13 protein-coding genes and 1 pseudogene are annotated in these 16,460 nt (G+C 61.4%); 12 read left to right on the forward strand and 2 right to left on the reverse strand.

Annotation, left to right across the window (positions count from 1 at the left end):
• Positions 1 to 25: 25 nt before the first annotated feature.
• Positions 26 to 940 carry an SMP-30/gluconolactonase/LRE family protein gene (locus GSQ90_RS21220; RefSeq protein ID WP_158816888.1) on the reverse strand — a complete coding sequence of 305 codons (915 nt, stop codon included), beginning with the start codon at positions 938 to 940 and terminating at the stop codon, positions 26 to 28.
• A 22-nt stretch (positions 941 to 962) separates the two neighbouring features.
• A complete protein-coding gene (locus GSQ90_RS21225; RefSeq protein WP_371418424.1) occupies positions 963 to 3,560 on the reverse strand; it encodes a CoA transferase in 2,598 nt (865 codons plus the stop codon).
• A gap of 762 nt (positions 3,561 to 4,322) precedes the next feature.
• Between GSQ90_RS21225 and GSQ90_RS21230 the strand changes: the two genes are divergently transcribed.
• The 12 genes and pseudogenes from GSQ90_RS21230 to GSQ90_RS21280 all read left to right on the forward strand — a co-directional run bounded on the left by GSQ90_RS21230 (position 4,323) and on the right by GSQ90_RS21280 (position 16,131).
• A complete protein-coding gene (locus tag GSQ90_RS21230; RefSeq protein WP_210254938.1) occupies positions 4,323 to 5,429 on the forward strand; it encodes a thiolase family protein in 1,107 nt (368 codons plus the stop codon).
• Entirely contained in the window at positions 5,426 to 5,839 is a 414-nt protein-coding gene (locus GSQ90_RS21235; RefSeq protein ID WP_158816891.1) for a Zn-ribbon domain-containing OB-fold protein, read from the forward strand. The genes GSQ90_RS21230 and GSQ90_RS21235 overlap by 4 nt, the downstream gene beginning before the upstream one ends.
• A gap of 2 nt (positions 5,840 to 5,841) precedes the next feature.
• The gene (locus GSQ90_RS21240) at positions 5,842 to 6,621 is read left to right on the forward strand and encodes an enoyl-CoA hydratase/isomerase family protein (protein WP_158816892.1); all 780 of its coding nucleotides are present in this window, start codon (positions 5,842 to 5,844) and stop codon (positions 6,619 to 6,621) included.
• Positions 6,622 to 6,705: 84 nt separating this feature from the next.
• Complete coding sequence (locus tag GSQ90_RS21245) at positions 6,706 to 7,605, forward strand: CoA transferase (RefSeq protein ID WP_158816893.1); 900 nt, start codon at positions 6,706 to 6,708, stop codon at positions 7,603 to 7,605.
• Positions 7,595 to 8,638, forward strand: coding sequence for a CaiB/BaiF CoA-transferase family protein (locus GSQ90_RS21250; protein WP_158816894.1), 1,044 nt, complete (start codon positions 7,595 to 7,597; stop codon positions 8,636 to 8,638). Before GSQ90_RS21245 ends, GSQ90_RS21250 begins: the two co-directional genes overlap by 11 nt.
• A gap of 9 nt (positions 8,639 to 8,647) precedes the next feature.
• Positions 8,648 to 8,863, forward strand: a pseudogene (locus GSQ90_RS32905) (GntR family transcriptional regulator); the annotation flags it as partial.
• Between the two features lie 36 nt (positions 8,864 to 8,899).
• Positions 8,900 to 9,370 (forward strand): GntR family transcriptional regulator, encoded by a 471-nt coding sequence (locus tag GSQ90_RS21255; RefSeq protein ID WP_246731701.1) that lies wholly within the window; start codon positions 8,900 to 8,902, stop codon positions 9,368 to 9,370.
• Between the two features lie 650 nt (positions 9,371 to 10,020).
• The gene (locus GSQ90_RS21260) at positions 10,021 to 11,097 is read left to right on the forward strand and encodes a mandelate racemase/muconate lactonizing enzyme family protein (protein WP_158816896.1); all 1,077 of its coding nucleotides are present in this window, start codon (positions 10,021 to 10,023) and stop codon (positions 11,095 to 11,097) included.
• Between the two features lie 27 nt (positions 11,098 to 11,124).
• Positions 11,125 to 12,495, forward strand: coding sequence for an MFS transporter (locus GSQ90_RS21265; RefSeq protein WP_210254939.1), 1,371 nt, complete (start codon positions 11,125 to 11,127; stop codon positions 12,493 to 12,495).
• A 5-nt stretch (positions 12,496 to 12,500) separates the two neighbouring features.
• Positions 12,501 to 13,436 (forward strand): dihydrodipicolinate synthase family protein, encoded by a 936-nt coding sequence (locus GSQ90_RS21270; protein ID WP_158816897.1) that lies wholly within the window; start codon positions 12,501 to 12,503, stop codon positions 13,434 to 13,436.
• Positions 13,437 to 13,548: 112 nt separating this feature from the next.
• Entirely contained in the window at positions 13,549 to 14,724 is a 1,176-nt protein-coding gene (locus tag GSQ90_RS21275; RefSeq protein WP_158816898.1) for a mandelate racemase/muconate lactonizing enzyme family protein, read from the forward strand.
• 132 nt (positions 14,725 to 14,856) lie between these two features.
• Positions 14,857 to 16,131: an MFS transporter gene (locus tag GSQ90_RS21280; protein WP_158816899.1), complete on the forward strand. Its 1,275-nt coding sequence runs from the start codon at positions 14,857 to 14,859 to the stop codon at positions 16,129 to 16,131.
• Positions 16,132 to 16,460: the final 329 nt, after the last annotated feature.

Raw genomic sequence — 16,460 nt, forward strand, 5'->3', positions numbered from 1 at the left:
GCGCCGCGTTCCGGAGCGGAGCCCTTCAGCAGAAATTCAACTTCAGTCCCGGCGCCGGCCATTGCATGGCGCCGATCTGACCATGATCGGACAAGGTGACATAGGCCGTCCTCATATCCGGGCCGCCGAAGCAGAGATTGGTAGGATAGATGTCGGGCGTCTTGACCTCACGGACAATGGCGCCTCCGGGCGAGAATTCGGAAATGTAACCAGTATGGAGCGTCGCCACAGCTATATTGCCGTTGGCGAGGACCGCCATGCTGTCGAATGTCGCGCTCCCCGGTAAGCCGGCGATGATCCGTCCTGAGTGCGCAGCGAAGCGCGGAGCCTTCTGGACCACCCCTGGCGCTTCGATAGTGAACGCAAACAACCGCGCGCCCTCGGTCTGGGCGACGTAGAGCGTCTTCTCGTCGGGCGACAGGCCACAGCCATTTGCGGTCACGAAAGGATAAGCGATCTCGACAACCTGCGATCCATCCGGCAGCGCATAATAGACGCCGCCGTGGTCGCGATAACGGGGAAAACGCTTGCCAAGGTCGGTGAAATAAAACCCTCCGTGTGAATCAAACACAATGTCGTTCGGCGCCGAGAGCTTATGGCCGTTCACCTCGACATAGAGGGTCTTCGCGTCGCCGGTCTTTTGATCGACGCGCTGGATATACCCGTACTCATAATCGGGATGCGGCCCGACTCCCATCGAATTGCCGGCCTCATAACGGTTTCCGCCGTTGTTGCAGCAATAGAGCGCTCCATCGGGACCGACGGCCAAACCGTTCGGGCCGCCGCCACATTTCGAGAACAGCGACTGCCTCCCGTCGAGCTGTATTCTCGTGAGTTGGTTCTTGGGAATTTCCGCGACGATCAGCGAGCCGTCTCGGCAGACGACCGGTCCTTCCGGAAAGCCGAGGCCCTCGGTCACTATCTTCAAGCCATCGTTCATCGCCGCCTTCCTTCCATTGCCGTTAGATGACGCCGTCTTCGGCGAGTCTTTGAACCTCCGAAGAGGACATTCCCAGCAGCTCGGTCAAAACCCATTCGTTGTCCTCGCCGTAACAGGGCGCTCCACGATTAGTCGGGCCGCCGATATAGGCAGGCGTTCGACTAAGCTTGGTGGGAAGTTCGTACACCGGCCAGGTTCCGATCTTGGTCCCAGTCACTTCGGTCAGCCATTGCAAATGTCGGAGCTGCGGATCGCGATCGCAGCGATCCTCCGCGTCCTGGCAAACGCCCGCCGGGATCCCGACCGCCTGCAATGCTTCCATCAATTGGTAGCGCTCGTGGTTGGATGTCCAGGCTTCGACGGCGCGATCGAGGTTGTCTTGATTGGCCAACCTATCGGCGAGACTCGCAAACCTTGTATCGTCGATCCATTCGAGATGACCCGCGGCTCGTGCGAGAGCGGTCCAGTGGACATCGGAGAAGCAGGCGATGGCGATCCAACGATCTTTTCCCAAGCAACGATATGCGCCATGCGGCGCGGCTGGCTTATACGGCGATCGATTGCCGTATCTCTTCCACTCTCGGCCGTTCGCCGACCAGTCCAGCACCGTGGCGCCGGTGAGAAACAATCCGGCCTCGCACTGAGAAGCGTCGATCCACTGACCTTCCCCGGTGCAGTCCCTGTGATGTAGAGCGCCGAGAAGAGCGAGGGCGTAGCCATAGGCGCCCATCCAATCGAGGTAAGAATATCCCCAGCCAACCGGCATGGCGGGATCGGGGAGGCCCGACATATCGCCCTGACCCGCAAAGGCCGCCGCGACGGGCCCTACCGTCCGCATGCGGCCGTATTCGCCGTAAGCTCCCATTCCCGACTGCTGGATGTAGATGATGTCCGGCCTGATTGACTTGAGAACGTCGTACCCGAGTCCGAGCCGTTCGAGGACGCCCGGAGAGAATCCTTCGGCGACGATATCGCAGATACGCACGAGGTCCTTCGCGATCCGCAATCCCTTGGGGTGGCGGATGTTGAGCGAAATGCCGCGTTTTCCGGAGTTCTTGTTGTTGAACTGACCGCCCATGTCGGAGTCGACGACCCCGGGCAGCGGCGCCGTCGCGGCGTCGCGGGCGGCCCGACCGCCGACAGGCGCCATAGCGGCGAGGCGGGTATCCGGATTGTCCTTCCACTCGACCTTATAACTCTCGGCGCCCAAACCCGCCAGAAAGCGGGTTCCCCCCGCCGAAGCCAAAAACCAACCAAAGTCGAGAATCTTTACGCCCTGCAACGGAAACGGTTTTCCATGCCGCGCGGAATTCAATGGTCGCGACTCATCGGACGGCCTCGCCGTTGCAGAGCGCGGCCGCCGCGCGGCTCTCGTCAGCACGGCCTCGGTATCCTCCCCCAGCAAGGGCGCCCGCCGGCCAGCCCGCCAACTCGTCGCCGACGCGCGCCATTTGCTGGTGGGATATACGAAACGCCGCCCGAGTTCGGGGTGCTCGACCTCCGAGAAGCTTCCTCGGGTCAGCCAATGGCGATCGATCGCATTCTCGTGAGGCTTGCGGAGCGGCGCCCATAGAAGGCCGGCCGCTTGCGCTTTACGCCAGGGCATGGATTCGTACGTCCACGACCGTATGAAGCGTTGAACGACGTCAAACATATGCGAGCGCGCCTCGCTTCCGGTCTGTGAGCCCGGAACATTTCGCGCCTTGTCGGCATCTTCGGGCGGCGGCTGCAGATCGGCCTGCATCCCATATTCGGCCAGCATCGGCGTCAGATTCCGCAGGTCGCGTGCGCTAACGGCCTGAGTGATGTACCAGCGACCATCCTTGGTAAGCGCGATGCTTTGCGCGCGGTCCGTAACCTCGACGGCGTGACGATTGGTCTGTCGCCGGATCGGAGCCCTTCGCATGACCCATTGCATGACGTCGAGCTCTGGATTCTTGGCGACCGCCTCGTGGATGGAAACCGACACGTCCTGCCCGAGGCCAGTTTTCGTCCGATAGAGCAGCGCCGCGGCGATACCGATCGCGAGTTGCTCGCCGGCAATGTGATACGCGTGCCATATCTGAGGAGCAATCGGCGGGAGATCGTATTCACCCAACGGGTTCGGATCATAACCGCAGTTCATCATGACGCCGCCGAGCGCCAAGTGAACGAGATCGGATGCGGCGAAGTCCTTCCATGGACCATCATCGCCGAACGACGTCATGCGCGCGGTGATGAGGCCGGGATAGGCTTCGTTCAACGATTTTGGACGCAACTCCGAATAGTCGTCGAGCGTATCGGCGGAGCCGTTCAAGAAGACATCCGCGTTCGACAATTGATCGAGCAGCGCTCGGCGTCCCTCCTGGCCGCGAATATCGATCACCACAGATTTTTTATTTCGATTGTATGTCCAAAAATACAAGGAGCGCTCGCGTCCAGGCAGGTCGTCCAAGAAGGGACCTATATCGCGCGTCGAATTGCCTTGCGGGGGCTCGATTTTGATAACTTCCGCGCCTAAACCGGCCAGCAGAAGCCCCACATATTCCGCGCGCTCATCGGCCCACTCCACAACGCGGAGGCCCTCGAGCATTCCGGGCTTCTCATCGAGCGGCGACGCGTGAGTCTCACTTGTCGTCATTGTTGTGACTGTCGCCGATTGTTGCCGCCGATGCGAGAAAGCGCCTCGAAGGGGAAGAAAAAGCAGCCGTCTTCGTCAGTGCGAATGTGCGATCCGAGCCAAACGCGTCGCAGGTGCGCGATCGAAAAACGCCGCATCGTTGAATGAATGGGCCCGCCAAACAGGGCCGGAGGAAAATCCGCTCGCGCGGATCCGCGATGGCGTGAAGCGAGAAACAAGATTCTGTTTTGATTCGTCTTCACACGTCCTCCCCGTCTCTTCGCCTGCTTCAGACGATCACGCTGTTTCGCAGCGGCTTCAACCTTCTTTGCAGAAGGCCGTTGACATCATGGTCTATGGCATACCATCATATGGAATGTCAACCGACGGCATGTTTAAGATGACGATGAAACGTTGATGAACGCTCGGCTATTCGCGGCCACGCTGACCAACATCGCTGGTGGTTGTCGAAGCGGATATTGGAGGAATCGCAGTGGCGACCCCGCGGCGCGGCGAGCAGGCGTTCAAACGCCGAGGCGACGCGCATCAAACGATGTTCCCAATCAACTTCTTCGCTTCGCAGCGACCGCGATGGCGGAGGCCGATGGCGTCCACCATCGGAGCGATTTCCTATCGCCTTGAATCTCAACCGCCATCTCCCCGTCCTTGGCGATAACCCGTCCTGCGTCGGCGCCTCGACCGTCGGAACCGTTAAATGAAGAGAAAGCTCCGCTAATGCCTGATAATCCTTTATCCAAACCCGCGATCAGCAGTCCTTGGCCAATGCGCGACAAGGTCGCGTTCGCTGGAATCGGAACCACCCGGTACGGAAATTTCCCGGAGACGGACAGTTACGGACTCGGATGCGAGGCCCTCAACGCCGCGCTGGATGACGCGGGTCTGAAGCCGTCTGACATCGATGGGTTAATCGTCAATCGCATTCCCACATACGAGCGATTTGCCGAGATGATGGGAATCAACCCGCAATACTGCCTTTTGACGGAGTCGCCAGGCCGATTCTCAGGCGTGTCGCTGGCGCTGGCGGCGCAGGCGATCGCTTCGGGCGCCGCGAAGGTCGTCGCGCTCGTCTATGGCAATAACGGGCGATCCGTGCGGATGACCTATGGTGGAGGCGATAGCGAATGGGCGCCCTGGGGGATGACAAGTCCCGGCGCCACCCACGCCATGATGTGGCGACGGCATATGCATGAATTCGGCACGACCCACGCCGACCTCGGGCCTGTCGCCGTGGCTTTCCGCTCTCATGCCTGTCTTAACCCCGACGCCGTTATGCATGGCAGGCCAATCACGCTCGACGATCACGCCAACGCCCGGCCGATATGCGAGCCGTTGCAACTCCTGGACTATTGCCTGGTCAATGACGGCGCGGTGGCTTGGATCATGACCACTGCCGAGCGCGCGAAAGACATGAAACGGCCGCCGGTGCTCTTGTCCGGCTATGCGCGGCAGGATGCGTTCCACTACGGCAGCGGGCCGGCGGACGACCTTTGGTATCCGAACCTGTCGGCTTGCCGCTCGGTCTATGAGCGCGCCGGCATCGGCCGCGACGATATTCAAGGGCTGGGAATCTACGACAACTTTAGTCCCACTGTGCTGTTCTCGCTGGAGGCGATGGGTTTCTGCAAGCAAGGCGAGGCAGGCGATTTCGTGCGTGACGGAACGCTGCAACTTGGTAAGGGCCGCTGGCCGACCAACACCTCGGGCGGTCATCTCTCGGACAGCTACATGCAGGGTTGGAACATCATCGCCGAATGCGTCCGCCAACTTCGAGACGACTGCGGCGCTCGTCAGATCCCGAACTTGCAAGCCATGCAATACATCTGCGCCACCAACATTGCGCAAAGCGCTATTCTTCGGAGGGCTTCATGAGCCTCGCGACACGCCTTAAACCCGTCGTAGACAATTGGAACAAGCTGTTCTGGGAGGCCTGTAAGCGCAAGAAGCTCAAACTGCAGCGCTGCAAGACGACGGGAAAGTGCTTTTTTCCACCGGCGCCCGTATCGCCCTTCACCGGTCTGCCCGCCTGGGAGTGGGTGGACGCCTCGGGGAGAGGCGAACTGTGGAGCTTCGTGGTGTTTCATCAGAGCTATTTCCCGGGGATGAAGGATGAGTTGCCCTATCCCGTCGCGATGGTGAAACTCGAGGAAGGCCCGTATCTGCTCACCAACCTCGATGGCATGCGCGCTGAGGACGCGAAGATTGGAATGCCCCTGCAGGTCCGATTTCCGGGTGGTCCGGAGGGCTTCCTACTTCCGCAGTTCGGTCCCGCGGAGCTCTGACGATGGCCGAGACGATCGTCGTCAGCGCCCGCGATGGCTGGGCGGAGGTGCGGATCAACCGCGAGGAAAAGCGCAACGCCATGAATCGTGCGACGCGCGAGGGCCTCGCCAACGCCCTGGCGCAATTACGGGGTAAGGCGAAAGCGATCGTGCTGACGGGCACCGGCGGCAGCTTCTGTGCGGGCATCGATCTGAAGGAGGTCGAGCAGGACCGAGCGGCTGGGATCGACAGCTCCAGCGAGGAATGGATCGGCGTGAACCTGGCGATTCGCGCCCATCCCGCGATTTTCATCGCAGCCGTCAATGGGCTGGCGCTTGGAGGCGGGTCGACGATGATCAATGTCTGCGACCTCGCAGTGGCGAGCATAAAGGCTTCGATCGGCTGCCCAGAAATGGGCTTTGCGACCTATCCCGGAATGGCCGGACCAGCTTTGCAGCTTTCGGGCGTCACCCGAAAGCAGGCCGCGTGGATGATCCTAACCGCGACCCGGATCGGTGGTGAAACCGCCGCGCGCTGGGGGATGGTCAACGAATGCGTGGAGCCCGAGGATTTGCTTCCACGCGCCCATGCGATTGCAGAGGGAATTTCACGATTTGACGCTGTGGCGCTTGCGGAGAGCAAGAAGGCGATCGACCGCATTCCAGCCTTCATCACCGATTGGAAGGAAGCCATGGATCACGGCCAGATGGTTAATGAGGTCATTCGTTCGAAAACCAGGGCCCAGGAGATCGGTCGCGCAAATTTCGCAACTGGGGGCAAAAACCCTGGCCAGGGGATTTGATCCGTGGCGTCTCCGCTTCGTGGCAAAAGAATTCTCGATTTGGGCGCAGTGTGCCGACAGCCCGCGCATGGGCTCGCGGCGTCCATGGCCTCGAAACTCTGCATGGCTTACGGGGCCGAAGTCATTCGACCGCTGGGTCCGTCCGGAGAGCCATTCAGGGCGGCGGCGCCATTGCTGCCTCAGGGCGGCTCAGCGCTCGACGCATTCCTCAATCACGGCAAGGCGCGGGATGGCCATGTCCCGTTCGATGCGGCGATCGGAGATAGCGCCGCCTTGGGCGAATACGCGCGCGAAACGACGGTCAAGGTTCGCTTGTCTGTCTACGGCCCCGGCGAGGATCCGCCAACGAGCGAACTCGCGCTGGCGGCATTGTCCGGCCTGCTCGGCATTGTCGGCGAAGCCGACGATCCGCCGACGCGGCTTGCCGGACATCAACTCGCCTATGCGGCGGGGCTCTCAGCCTGCACTGGCCTGCTCGCCGCGTTCCTGGCCGGCGGGGAAGAAATCGTCGACGTCTCGTTGTTCGATGTCGCGGTTTGGCTCAACTGGAAAGGCGCGACCGGGATGTTGATCGAAGGCATGCCTTTGAAACGTGGCAATCTTCGTAACTACTGGCAGGTGATGCGTGCGAAGGACGGATATGTCGCGCTCGTCTACCAGGAGAAGGATTGGCCGGCGCTGTGCGAAATGATAGACGACCCTCGTCTCGGCGACGCTCGCTTCGCCACCACGCAGGCGCGCGCCGCCAACCTTGTCGCCTTGAGGCATCTGCTTGAGCCCTGGTTCGCCGCGCGATCACGGGCGGACATTACGCGGGGCGCGCAGAGCCGTCGCATCCCCATCGGGCCGGTGCTGGCGCCGGTCGAGTTGCTCGCCAATGCCCAATATGAGGCGCGAGGCGCGCTGGGACCCGATGCGAAGCCACGACTGCCGCTCGTATGGGACGGCCGGCGGATCGACGTGGAGGCTTTTCGTGCCGCCTGACGCCCGTCCCCTTTCCGGCGTTCGCGTGATCGATCTCGGCTGGATTACGGCGGGCGCGGGAACTTCGACGATGCTGGCCGACCTCGGCGCCGAAGTGATCAAAATCGAAGGACCCGGGGCGCCGGACCCGTTTCGAGAATGGGAAAGCGCCGCCAACGACGCCGACTGGTGGAACCGATCGCCGTTTTTCGCCAGCACCAACCATGACAAGCGATCCCTCTGCCTTGACCTCAAGGCGGATCCGGGTCGCGCTGTCTTATTTCGGCTGTTGGAAGGCGCCGACGTCCTCGTCGAAAATTTTCGCCGCGGAGTCCTGGCGTCCTTTGGTCTCGATCCAGCCACGTTGCGCGAGCGTTTTCCAAGGCTGGTGGTCGCGGCCATTTCCAGCCAGGGAGAGACCGGGCCTGACCGAGACATGGTCTCTTACGGCTCAACCTTGGAAGCGACAGCGGGCCTCGCGGCCTTGACTGGCGCCGGCGACAAGCCTGTCATCACAGGCCGGGATGTCAATTATCCCGATCAGGTCGTCTGTCTTTTCGCGCCCGGCGCTATCATCGCCGCGTTGCTCGAGCGCGAACGCACCGGTCGAGGCGCGCACCTCGATCTGTCCCAACGAGAACTCACTACCTTCCTGATTGGCGAGGAAGTTCTCGCGGCGGCGGCTGGCGCGCCGACGGTCCGTCGCGGCAACCACGACCCGCTGCATCCCCAAGAAAAGATCGTGCGCGATGGTGCGGACTGGTTAGTCGTCAATGGCGCGACGCGCACGCCTGTTCGCGACGCGGCGGCCTTGATTGAGGCGCCGGAGTTCAAGAACGGAACCGCCATCGGCGTCACGCTGGACGGGCGCCCGGCCAAGGGCATCCCCTTCCGGTTCGGCAAACGACGGCTCGCGGTGCGGCAGGGGTGCCGGCCGTTGGGGGCTGACAACGCCGCGGTATTGGCTGAAATCGGTTATTCGGAACGCGACATCGCTGATCTGCAGGCATCAGGCGTTATAGCGACTGCTCCGCGACGGAAAAATACGGTATGATAAGAAGCCATGGCTAACGACTCACTCCTTATTACCCGCGTTCCTGAGACCCTGCGCAATCAGGTTGTCGAGCGGTTGCGCGGGGCGATCTGCGAACAGCGTTTTCCCGCGGGCTCGAGACTTGTCGAACGACAACTTTGCGCGCTCCTGGGCGTCAGCCGTACGCTGGTTCGCGAAGCTCTGCGTCAACTCGAAGCCGAGGGTTTTGTCGTTACCGGTCCCCGGCAGGGTCCGACAGTCGCGAGCCTCGACCGCAACACAGTGCGCGGCATCTACGAGGTGAGGGCGGCGCTCGAGGCTCTCGCGGGCAAGCTTTTCGTTGAACGTGCGACCGAGGCGCATCGGGAACGGCTCGCGAAGGAATTTGCAGCGCTCACGGTCGCCCACCATAAAGCCATTCCGGCAGGGATGCTGGAAAAGACCGTGGGCTTCTACGACGCCATCTTCGCCGGCGCGCAAAACGACACAATCGCAGCCACGCTGCGGCCGCTAAGCGGTCGCATCTACCTCCTTCGCGCCCGCAGCATGTCGGTGAAAGGACGGCGCATCGTTTCTTTTGGCGAGATGAAGGCTATCTTCAGCACGCTCAACGGCAACGATCCGGCAAAGGCATGGGAGGCCTGCTGGCAGCACGTGATGATGGCCGCGGAATATGCGCTGCGAACGTTTGAGGTTGCGCCCGGCGCCGACGCCGTGACGCCCCTAAAGCGGGCATCCGGCCGCACGGACTGAAGGCGCTATCGCGCACTTCTGACATCGGAAAAAGAGTGATGCGATCTCATACGCAGCTCCGGCCGTAATTATCGGGCGGAGTTTCGAGTTCTTTCTCGACAGTATTCAGAGCTATCTCGATCTTCAGCGATGTCCGTCGATTTTAGCCGAACTTTTTGACCGGTTATCGCCGGCGACGATGCAGCGGCGATCAGGATATCCCGCATACGAATCTCATTGCTAGGCGAAATCGGCCGCGTCGAGATCGACCCATCTCGCATCAGGCGCAGGCAGAGCCCCTGCGCCGGCCTTCCCGATCACCGTTGCGCGAGCGAGGCGGACAGCCGGATCGGGTCCCCTTTTATGTCGGCGCCTCTCACGCCAGTAGCCCGCCTTTGCTCCGCCCCGCGGGCCTGGAATCTCTCCGCCACTGACTACACATCGCCGAATGTATGCGCATACGGACTTTTTCTGTCCGCCTCATTCCAACAAATTAAGTGACTATTGATTGTTAGGTTGGAAAATAGAAAGTATAATGAAAGCGCTTGCATATCATCTCTTACGTAGCTATTTTCGGCCCAACTAGCTGGGGCAAACGTCGATAACAAGCCGGGCCTGTTCCAAGACCAGTTCATTCGACGACAAGACAGGCAGGAGGAAGCGCTCAGCCGATGATCATCGCGCGTGTTGAAACCTTCCTGCTGCAGGCGCCTTTCACGGGCGTGCGGCGAACTCAGATTGACAGCGCGTCCGCCACGGATATGGCGATGCTCCAGGTGCGGCTGACGACGAGGGATGGTCTCGTCGGGTGGGGTGAGGCGTTCGGCCACGGCTGCTGCCCTGCGACCCGATCAGCGATCGAGACGTTGGTTGCGCCCGCGCTGATCGGCGAGGATGCGCGTGACGTCAATGCCCTGTCTCAGCGTTTGCAGCGACGGTTTCATCTTTTTGGGCGCTCCGGTCCTGTGCGCTACGCCCTCGCCGGCATTGACATCGCACTCTGGGATCTCGCGGGAAAAGAAGCGGGTTTGCCACTGTACCGATTACTCGGCGGCCGGCCGCGGCAGAACGTTCTGGCCTATGCGAGCCTCGAGCGATACGGCGCGCGCGACGCTCTTGTCGGCGCCTGTCGGCGCGCGGTGGATGAGGGGTATCGCGCGATCAAGCTGCACGAGGTGGAACTCGATCTCATCCGCGCGGCGCGTGACGCCGTTGGCCCGCACTTTACCTTGATGGCGGATACCAATTGCCCCTGGACGGCGGAGGAGGCGCGGGACAACGCACGTTCGCTCGCCGATTGTCAGTTGCGTTGGCTCGAGGAACCGGTTTGGCCGCCCGAAGATTTCGAGAGTATCGCCGCGGTGCGCGCAACGGGCGCGAAAATCGCCGCCGGCGAGAACATGAGCGGGCTGCTCGAATTCCGTGCGTTCTTTGAGGCGCGCGCGCTTGACGTCGCGCAGCCCAGCGTCGCGAAGATCGGAATAACCGATACGCTGAAGGTGATCGCGCTGGCGGAGGCGTTCGGCGTCACCGTCGTTCCGCACTGCGCATATTTTGGCAGCGGATATCTGGCGGCGTTGCATGTGGTCGCCGCGATGCCGGGCGATATTCTGTTCGAGCGCCTATTCCTGAATATGCCCGAGAGCCCCTTCGCGCCGTTCTCGACCGCGAAAGGGGGAAGCATCGCTGTCCCACAAGGACCAGGGCTGGGTTGCGATCCTGCTCCCGAATGGATCGCGCGTGGATAAAGGCGCGCCTCCGGGGAGGATTCCGCGGTGAAAAACAAGTTCCGCTGGATCGTAGCGGGCCTTCTGTTTCTGGCCAGTATGATCAACTACATCGACCGCTCGGCTCTGGCGATCGTGGCGCCGATGGTCAAGGCCGACCTGCGCATTGACGATGCGCAGCTCGGCCTGATCTTCAGCATCTTCTTCATTGGATATGCGCTGTTCAATTTCGTCGGGGGCTACCTGTCCGACAGATATGGCCCAAAGCGCGTCTATGGCTGGGCGATGGGCGTCTGGTCCGTGTTCTGCGGACTGACGGCGATTGCAACGGGTTTCTGGGAGCTGCTGTTCTATCGCATCGTATTCGGCCTCGGCGAGGGGCCGATGGGGTCCGTCACCAACAAGACCGTGCGAAACTGGTTCCCACGACAGGAATCCGGCTTGACCGTCGGCATTGCAATCTCAGGGGGCAATTTGTTTGGAGCGGTCGTCGCCGGGCCGCTTGTCGGCTTCATGGCGCTCGCTCTTGGCTGGCGCGGCGCATTCGTCGCGATCATGTTTCTGGGTCTCGTCTGGCTCGCGGCGTGGCTTCTCCTGGTGACGGACGCGCCCGGCGAGAACCGGCGCGTCAGCCGCGACGAGCTTAAGACGATCGAGGCCGGGCGCGAAACCGCCACTGTCAGAGCGTCGAGCGCCGCCCCGCTCGGCCGATATCTGGCCTCCCCTCTCATCATCGCAATAGCTGTCGCCTTCTTCGCGGCGAATTATATCCAATATTTCCTGCTGTTCTGGATGCCGAGCTATCTCACCGCCGCTCGCGGGCTCGACATCAAGACAATGAGCATCGTTACCGCCATTCCCTGGGCGGTCGGCATGATCGGCGTCGTCGGCGGTGGATTGGCAAGCGACTTCCTGTTGCGGCGCACCGGACGGGCGGTCTTCTCCCGGAAGGTCATTATCGTGATGGCGTTGCTTGTCGACGCGGTTTGCCTCGCGGCTCTGCTGTTTGCCACGACCACCACGCAGGCGGTCAGCCTGATGGCGATCGTCATGTTCGTCGAAGCGATGATCCCAATCGGGTGCTGGACTCTCCTACAGGATCTTGTTCCGCCAAGTCGCGTCGGCAGCGTCGGCGGCTATGTGCACCTGGTGTCGAACATCTCAGGGATCGTCGGCCCGGCGCTCACTGGCTATATCGTACAGTCCAGCGGCGGGTACGGCGGCTCGTTCGCGCTTGCTGGCGCCGTCGCAATCATCGGCGCCCTCGCGGTGCTGGCGTTTGTGCGCGACGGCGCGGCGGTCGCGGCCGCGCCAGGCGCCGCGGGAGGCTCGCGGATGCAAGGACATGCGGGCGTGAAGGGCGCCCGCATGTCCGGCGAAGCGGCGGATTCGAACTTCAACATCGAACGAAATGAGTAGGGTCCATGCTTCACAAGACGATTAACGGCATTATCGCAGTGATGTTGACGCCTTTCAGCGAGAGCGGAGCCGTCGACTATGACAGTCTTTCGCGCCTCGTCGACTGGTATATCGCAAATGGCGTCGATGTCCTCTTCGCGGTCTGCCAGTCGAGCGAGATGTTCTATCTCTCGCGCGAAGAGCGGGTGGCGATTTCACGCTTCGTCGTTGAACGCGCGGCTGGGCGTGTCACCGTTGTCTCCTCGGGACATGTTGCGGAGAGTCGGGAGGACCAGCTTGCCGAACTCACGGCGATAGCCGGCACGGAACCGGCCGCCGTTGTGCTGATCACAAACCGCATCGATCCCGACAATCGCGGCGAGGCCGCGTTCCGGGAGAATCTCGACTGGCTTCTCTCCCGGCTGCCCGCCGATCTGGCGCTCGGTCTCTACGAATGCCCTGCGCCGTACCGGCGCCTGCTCGCCGACGGCGAGCTTGCGCTCTGCGCGGGCACAGGGCGGTTCGTATTATTTAAAGACGTCTGCTGCGATCTTGCGCGTATCGAGCGCAGGCTACGCATTGTCGAAGGTTCACCGCTTTCGCTTGTCAACGCGAACGGAACGATTGCGCTCGAGGCCATCAAAACCGGCTCCAAAGGGTACAGCGGGGTCTTCACCAACATCCACCCCGATCTATACGCCTGGATGTATCGAAAGTGGCGCGCTCACCCGGACTTGGCGGAGGAGCTTTCCGCCTTCCTCGCGGTGTCATCTGTGTCCGAACTGATGGGCTATCCTGCAATCGCCAAACTCTACTTGCAGAAGCTCGGTGTGATCGACACAATCAAGTGCCGCGCGATCGATTACGACATCCGTGAGCGGTTTTGGTGGGGCGGCGAGCCAATTCTGGACAAGATCCGCGCTGGGTCGGATCACTTTCGTAACCGGATATCGAAGTTGTAGGCGATAGCCCTCGGCCTGGGTGCGACTTCGGCGTCGTCATGGATTGCAGTGCGATGCGTGTTTGCCTCTCCCGTCCTCAGTTCGGTTGATCTGTCGTTCAAAGGCTGTTGATATGCATATTGTCGGCTACAAACTCCTTTTCGGCGATGCGGGCTTCTGCAATGCCTGCTTCCTTCGCATAGACACGACGGACGGACTGGTTGGTTGGTCGGAGTTTGCGGAACATACGGGCACAGCCGGACTTTCGAAGGTCGTCACGGAGCTATGCGAACTCGTCATCGGCATGGACCCGATGGGCATCGAGCGTATCGCCGCCCTTCTCCGCGGCCGCACCTTTCAGGCGAGCGGCGGCGTCAACCAGCATGCGATCGCAGCGATCGTCAACGCTTTGTTCGACATCAAGGGCAAGGTCTTGGGCTTGCCCGTGCACGCGCTGTTCGGCGGCTCATTGAGGACGCGCGTTCCGATCTACTGGAGTCGCTGCGGCACGAACCGCGTCCTCTACAGCGATCTGATGGACAAGCCGGCCGTCAAGACGTTCGATGACCTGGTGCGGCTGGGCGAGGAGGCGCGCGCACGCGGCTTCAAGGCGATCAAGACCGACCCGGTCAGGATCGTTGATGGGCAGTTCGCAATGGTTCGACAGGGAGTGGCGCGAGCTCCCGGCTTCCCTGAGCTGAATCTCGATCCCGGCACGCTCAGATCCATCGTCGATCAAATGAGCGCATTGCGCGCGGGTGCGGGACCGGACGTGCAGTTGATGCTCGACGTGAATTGCCATTTCAAGGCGGAGGGCGTCTTCAAGATCATCCGAGCGCTCGACGCGTTCGATCTGCTGTGGTTCGAGTACGACATCCTCGATCCCAAGGTTCTGTGCGCGGCGCGCCGTATCGCGCGCTTTCCGATTGCCTCTCTGGAGACAGTGTATGGCAGGCAGAATCTGCGCTCCTACCTTGAGGCCGGAGCCGTTGACGTCGCGATCATCGATATTATGTGGAACGGCTATCTCGAGGCGATGAAGATGGCCGATCTGGCCGCCGCGTACGATGTGAATGTCGCTCCGCACGCCTATAGTGGGGGTGGGCTCGGCGACATCATGAGCGCTCATTTCGCCGCCGCCGTTCCGAACTTTCGGATCATGGAGATCGATATCGATGAGGCTCCCTGGAAATGGGAGTTCCTATCGGAGCGACTCACAGTGACGGACGGCGAACTGATCATTCCGCAAAAGCCTGGATGGGGCGTTGAAGTAAACGAGGCCGCCATCAAAGCGCGGCCGCCGCGATGAACGCGGGGTCGTTCTGGTCGATCCGTGCGGCAAGGCGCCGGAGAGACGCTAGAGAACAAACTTGGGGGGATCGCGATGCTCGAAACAGCGGACCGGGATCGCGGGAAGAACGATCTTTTGGAAAGAGAGACCATGCGCCGGGTCGCTTGGCGGCTCGTGCCGATCCTGGGTCTCGGATATTTCTGCAATCTCCTTGATCGCGCCAATATCGCGATGGCCGCGCCGAGCATGAACGCCGATTTCAAGTTTTCGGCGACGGTCTATGGCTTCGGGGCTGGCGTGTTGTATCTTGGCTACCTCGTTGGCGAGATTCCGAGCAACCTGCTCCTGAGCAAGATCGGAGCGCGGATATGGATTGCGCGCATCCTGATCTCCTGGGGAATCGCCTCGGGGCTCACCGCCTTCATCTGGAACGAGTGGAGCTTTTACGGCGTTCGCGTCCTGCTGGGGCTGGCCGAGGCCGGATTCTTTCCAGGCGTGGTGTTGTATATGACTTGGTGGTTTCCGTCGGCCTACCGCACGCGCATATTGGCGATGTTCTATTCCTCGATCGTGATCTCCTTGATTATCGGGCCGCCCATTGGCACGCTGCTGCTTCATCTCGATGGCGTGTTTGGGTTGCGAGGGTGGCAATGGCTGTTCCTCGTCGAGATGTTGCCGTCGATCGTCATGTGCGTCGTTATCTGGTTCTACCTGACCGATCGTCCGGCCGACGCCCACTGGCTCACGCCGGAGCAGCGCGCATGGCTGAGCGAGCGACTGCAGGCGGAGCGCCAACAGCGCGAATCGATTCGCCGATTCACGCTTGTTCAGTCTTTTTGCAGTCCTAAAATATTAATGCTGACGCTCGCCTATTTCTGCCACAACGTGTCGCAGCAGGCGCTGGTCTTCTTCATGCCGCTCATCGTGAAGGGCCTCGGCGTCTCGCCGAACCTTGTCGGCGTCGTCTCCGGCATTCCGTTCGCGTTCGCCCTGATCGCGATGAACTATTGGGGTCGGCATTCGGACAAGACGGGGGAGCGCACCTGGCATCTGGCGGGCGGCTGGTTGCTCTGCGCGGCAGGGATGGGGGCCTGCATCCTCATCGGCGGCTCGCATCCTGTGGCGCTCATGTGCGCGCTGTGCTTCGCTGCGATGGGCACTTGGTGCGCTCCTGTGGTGTTCTGGTCCATTCCCAGCGCAATGCTCACCGGGACGGCGGCGGCAGGCGGCATCGCCATGATCAATGCGATCGGCAATCTGGGCGGGTGGGTTGGCCCCTGGTTATTCGGTGTAGCGAAGGATGCGACCGGCAGCGACAATGTCGCGCTGCTATGTCTCGCTTCTGGATCGCTGGTGGCGGCTGTCGCCGCGCTGGCGGCCGGCCATGATCGCAGGATGGAGAACATTCCAGATCGTGGCTTCTAATGAAGCCGGCCATGCATTCTGATGTCATCTCGGCCGCCGACTGTCTTTGGGCGACGCCTTGTTGTGTTTTGGACAAGGAAGGAGGCGATGCCTCAGCAATTAGGCGCGCCCGTCACCATTGCGCAAACTCCCAATTCTCGGACGGCGGCCTGTGAGCCCCAGGAGCAAACAGTGAGACGAAAAGCGCCTCACATAGCCGGCTTCATTTCGGAAAAGGCGTCCTCGCGCCTACAGCCGCGGCGACAGGCTATTTGACGCTGCCGGCCGAGAAGCTTCCCTCCAATTGGCGTCTGATCAAGGCGATCGCAATGATCGGAACGGTGAAGTAG

Origin of the sequence: Methylocapsa sp. S129, assembly GCF_009765995.1 — a bacterium.
Classification (GTDB): Bacteria; Pseudomonadota; Alphaproteobacteria; order Rhizobiales; family Beijerinckiaceae; genus Roseiarcus.

What these genes read in the sequence shown, in the direction of transcription:
- GSQ90_RS21225 (WP_371418424.1), bottom strand. Translation starts at nt 3,560, where the DNA reads ATGACGACAAGTGAGACTCACGCGTCGCCGCTCGATGAGAAGCCCGGA.
- GSQ90_RS21220 (WP_158816888.1), bottom strand. Translation starts at nt 940, where the DNA reads ATGAACGATGGCTTGAAGATAGTGACCGAGGGCCTCGGCTTTCCGGAA.
- GSQ90_RS21230 (WP_210254938.1), top strand. Translation starts at nt 4,323, where the DNA reads ATGCGCGACAAGGTCGCGTTCGCTGGAATCGGAACCACCCGGTACGGA.
- GSQ90_RS21275 (WP_158816898.1), top strand. Translation starts at nt 13,549, where the DNA reads ATGCATATTGTCGGCTACAAACTCCTTTTCGGCGATGCGGGCTTCTGC.
- GSQ90_RS21245 (WP_158816893.1), top strand. Translation starts at nt 6,706, where the DNA reads ATGGCCTCGAAACTCTGCATGGCTTACGGGGCCGAAGTCATTCGACCG.
- GSQ90_RS21270 (WP_158816897.1), top strand. Translation starts at nt 12,501, where the DNA reads ATGCTTCACAAGACGATTAACGGCATTATCGCAGTGATGTTGACGCCT.
- GSQ90_RS21260 (WP_158816896.1), top strand. Translation starts at nt 10,021, where the DNA reads ATGATCATCGCGCGTGTTGAAACCTTCCTGCTGCAGGCGCCTTTCACG.
- GSQ90_RS21235 (WP_158816891.1), top strand. Translation starts at nt 5,426, where the DNA reads ATGAGCCTCGCGACACGCCTTAAACCCGTCGTAGACAATTGGAACAAG.
- GSQ90_RS21240 (WP_158816892.1), top strand. Translation starts at nt 5,842, where the DNA reads ATGGCCGAGACGATCGTCGTCAGCGCCCGCGATGGCTGGGCGGAGGTG.
- GSQ90_RS21280 (WP_158816899.1), top strand. Translation starts at nt 14,857, where the DNA reads ATGCGCCGGGTCGCTTGGCGGCTCGTGCCGATCCTGGGTCTCGGATAT.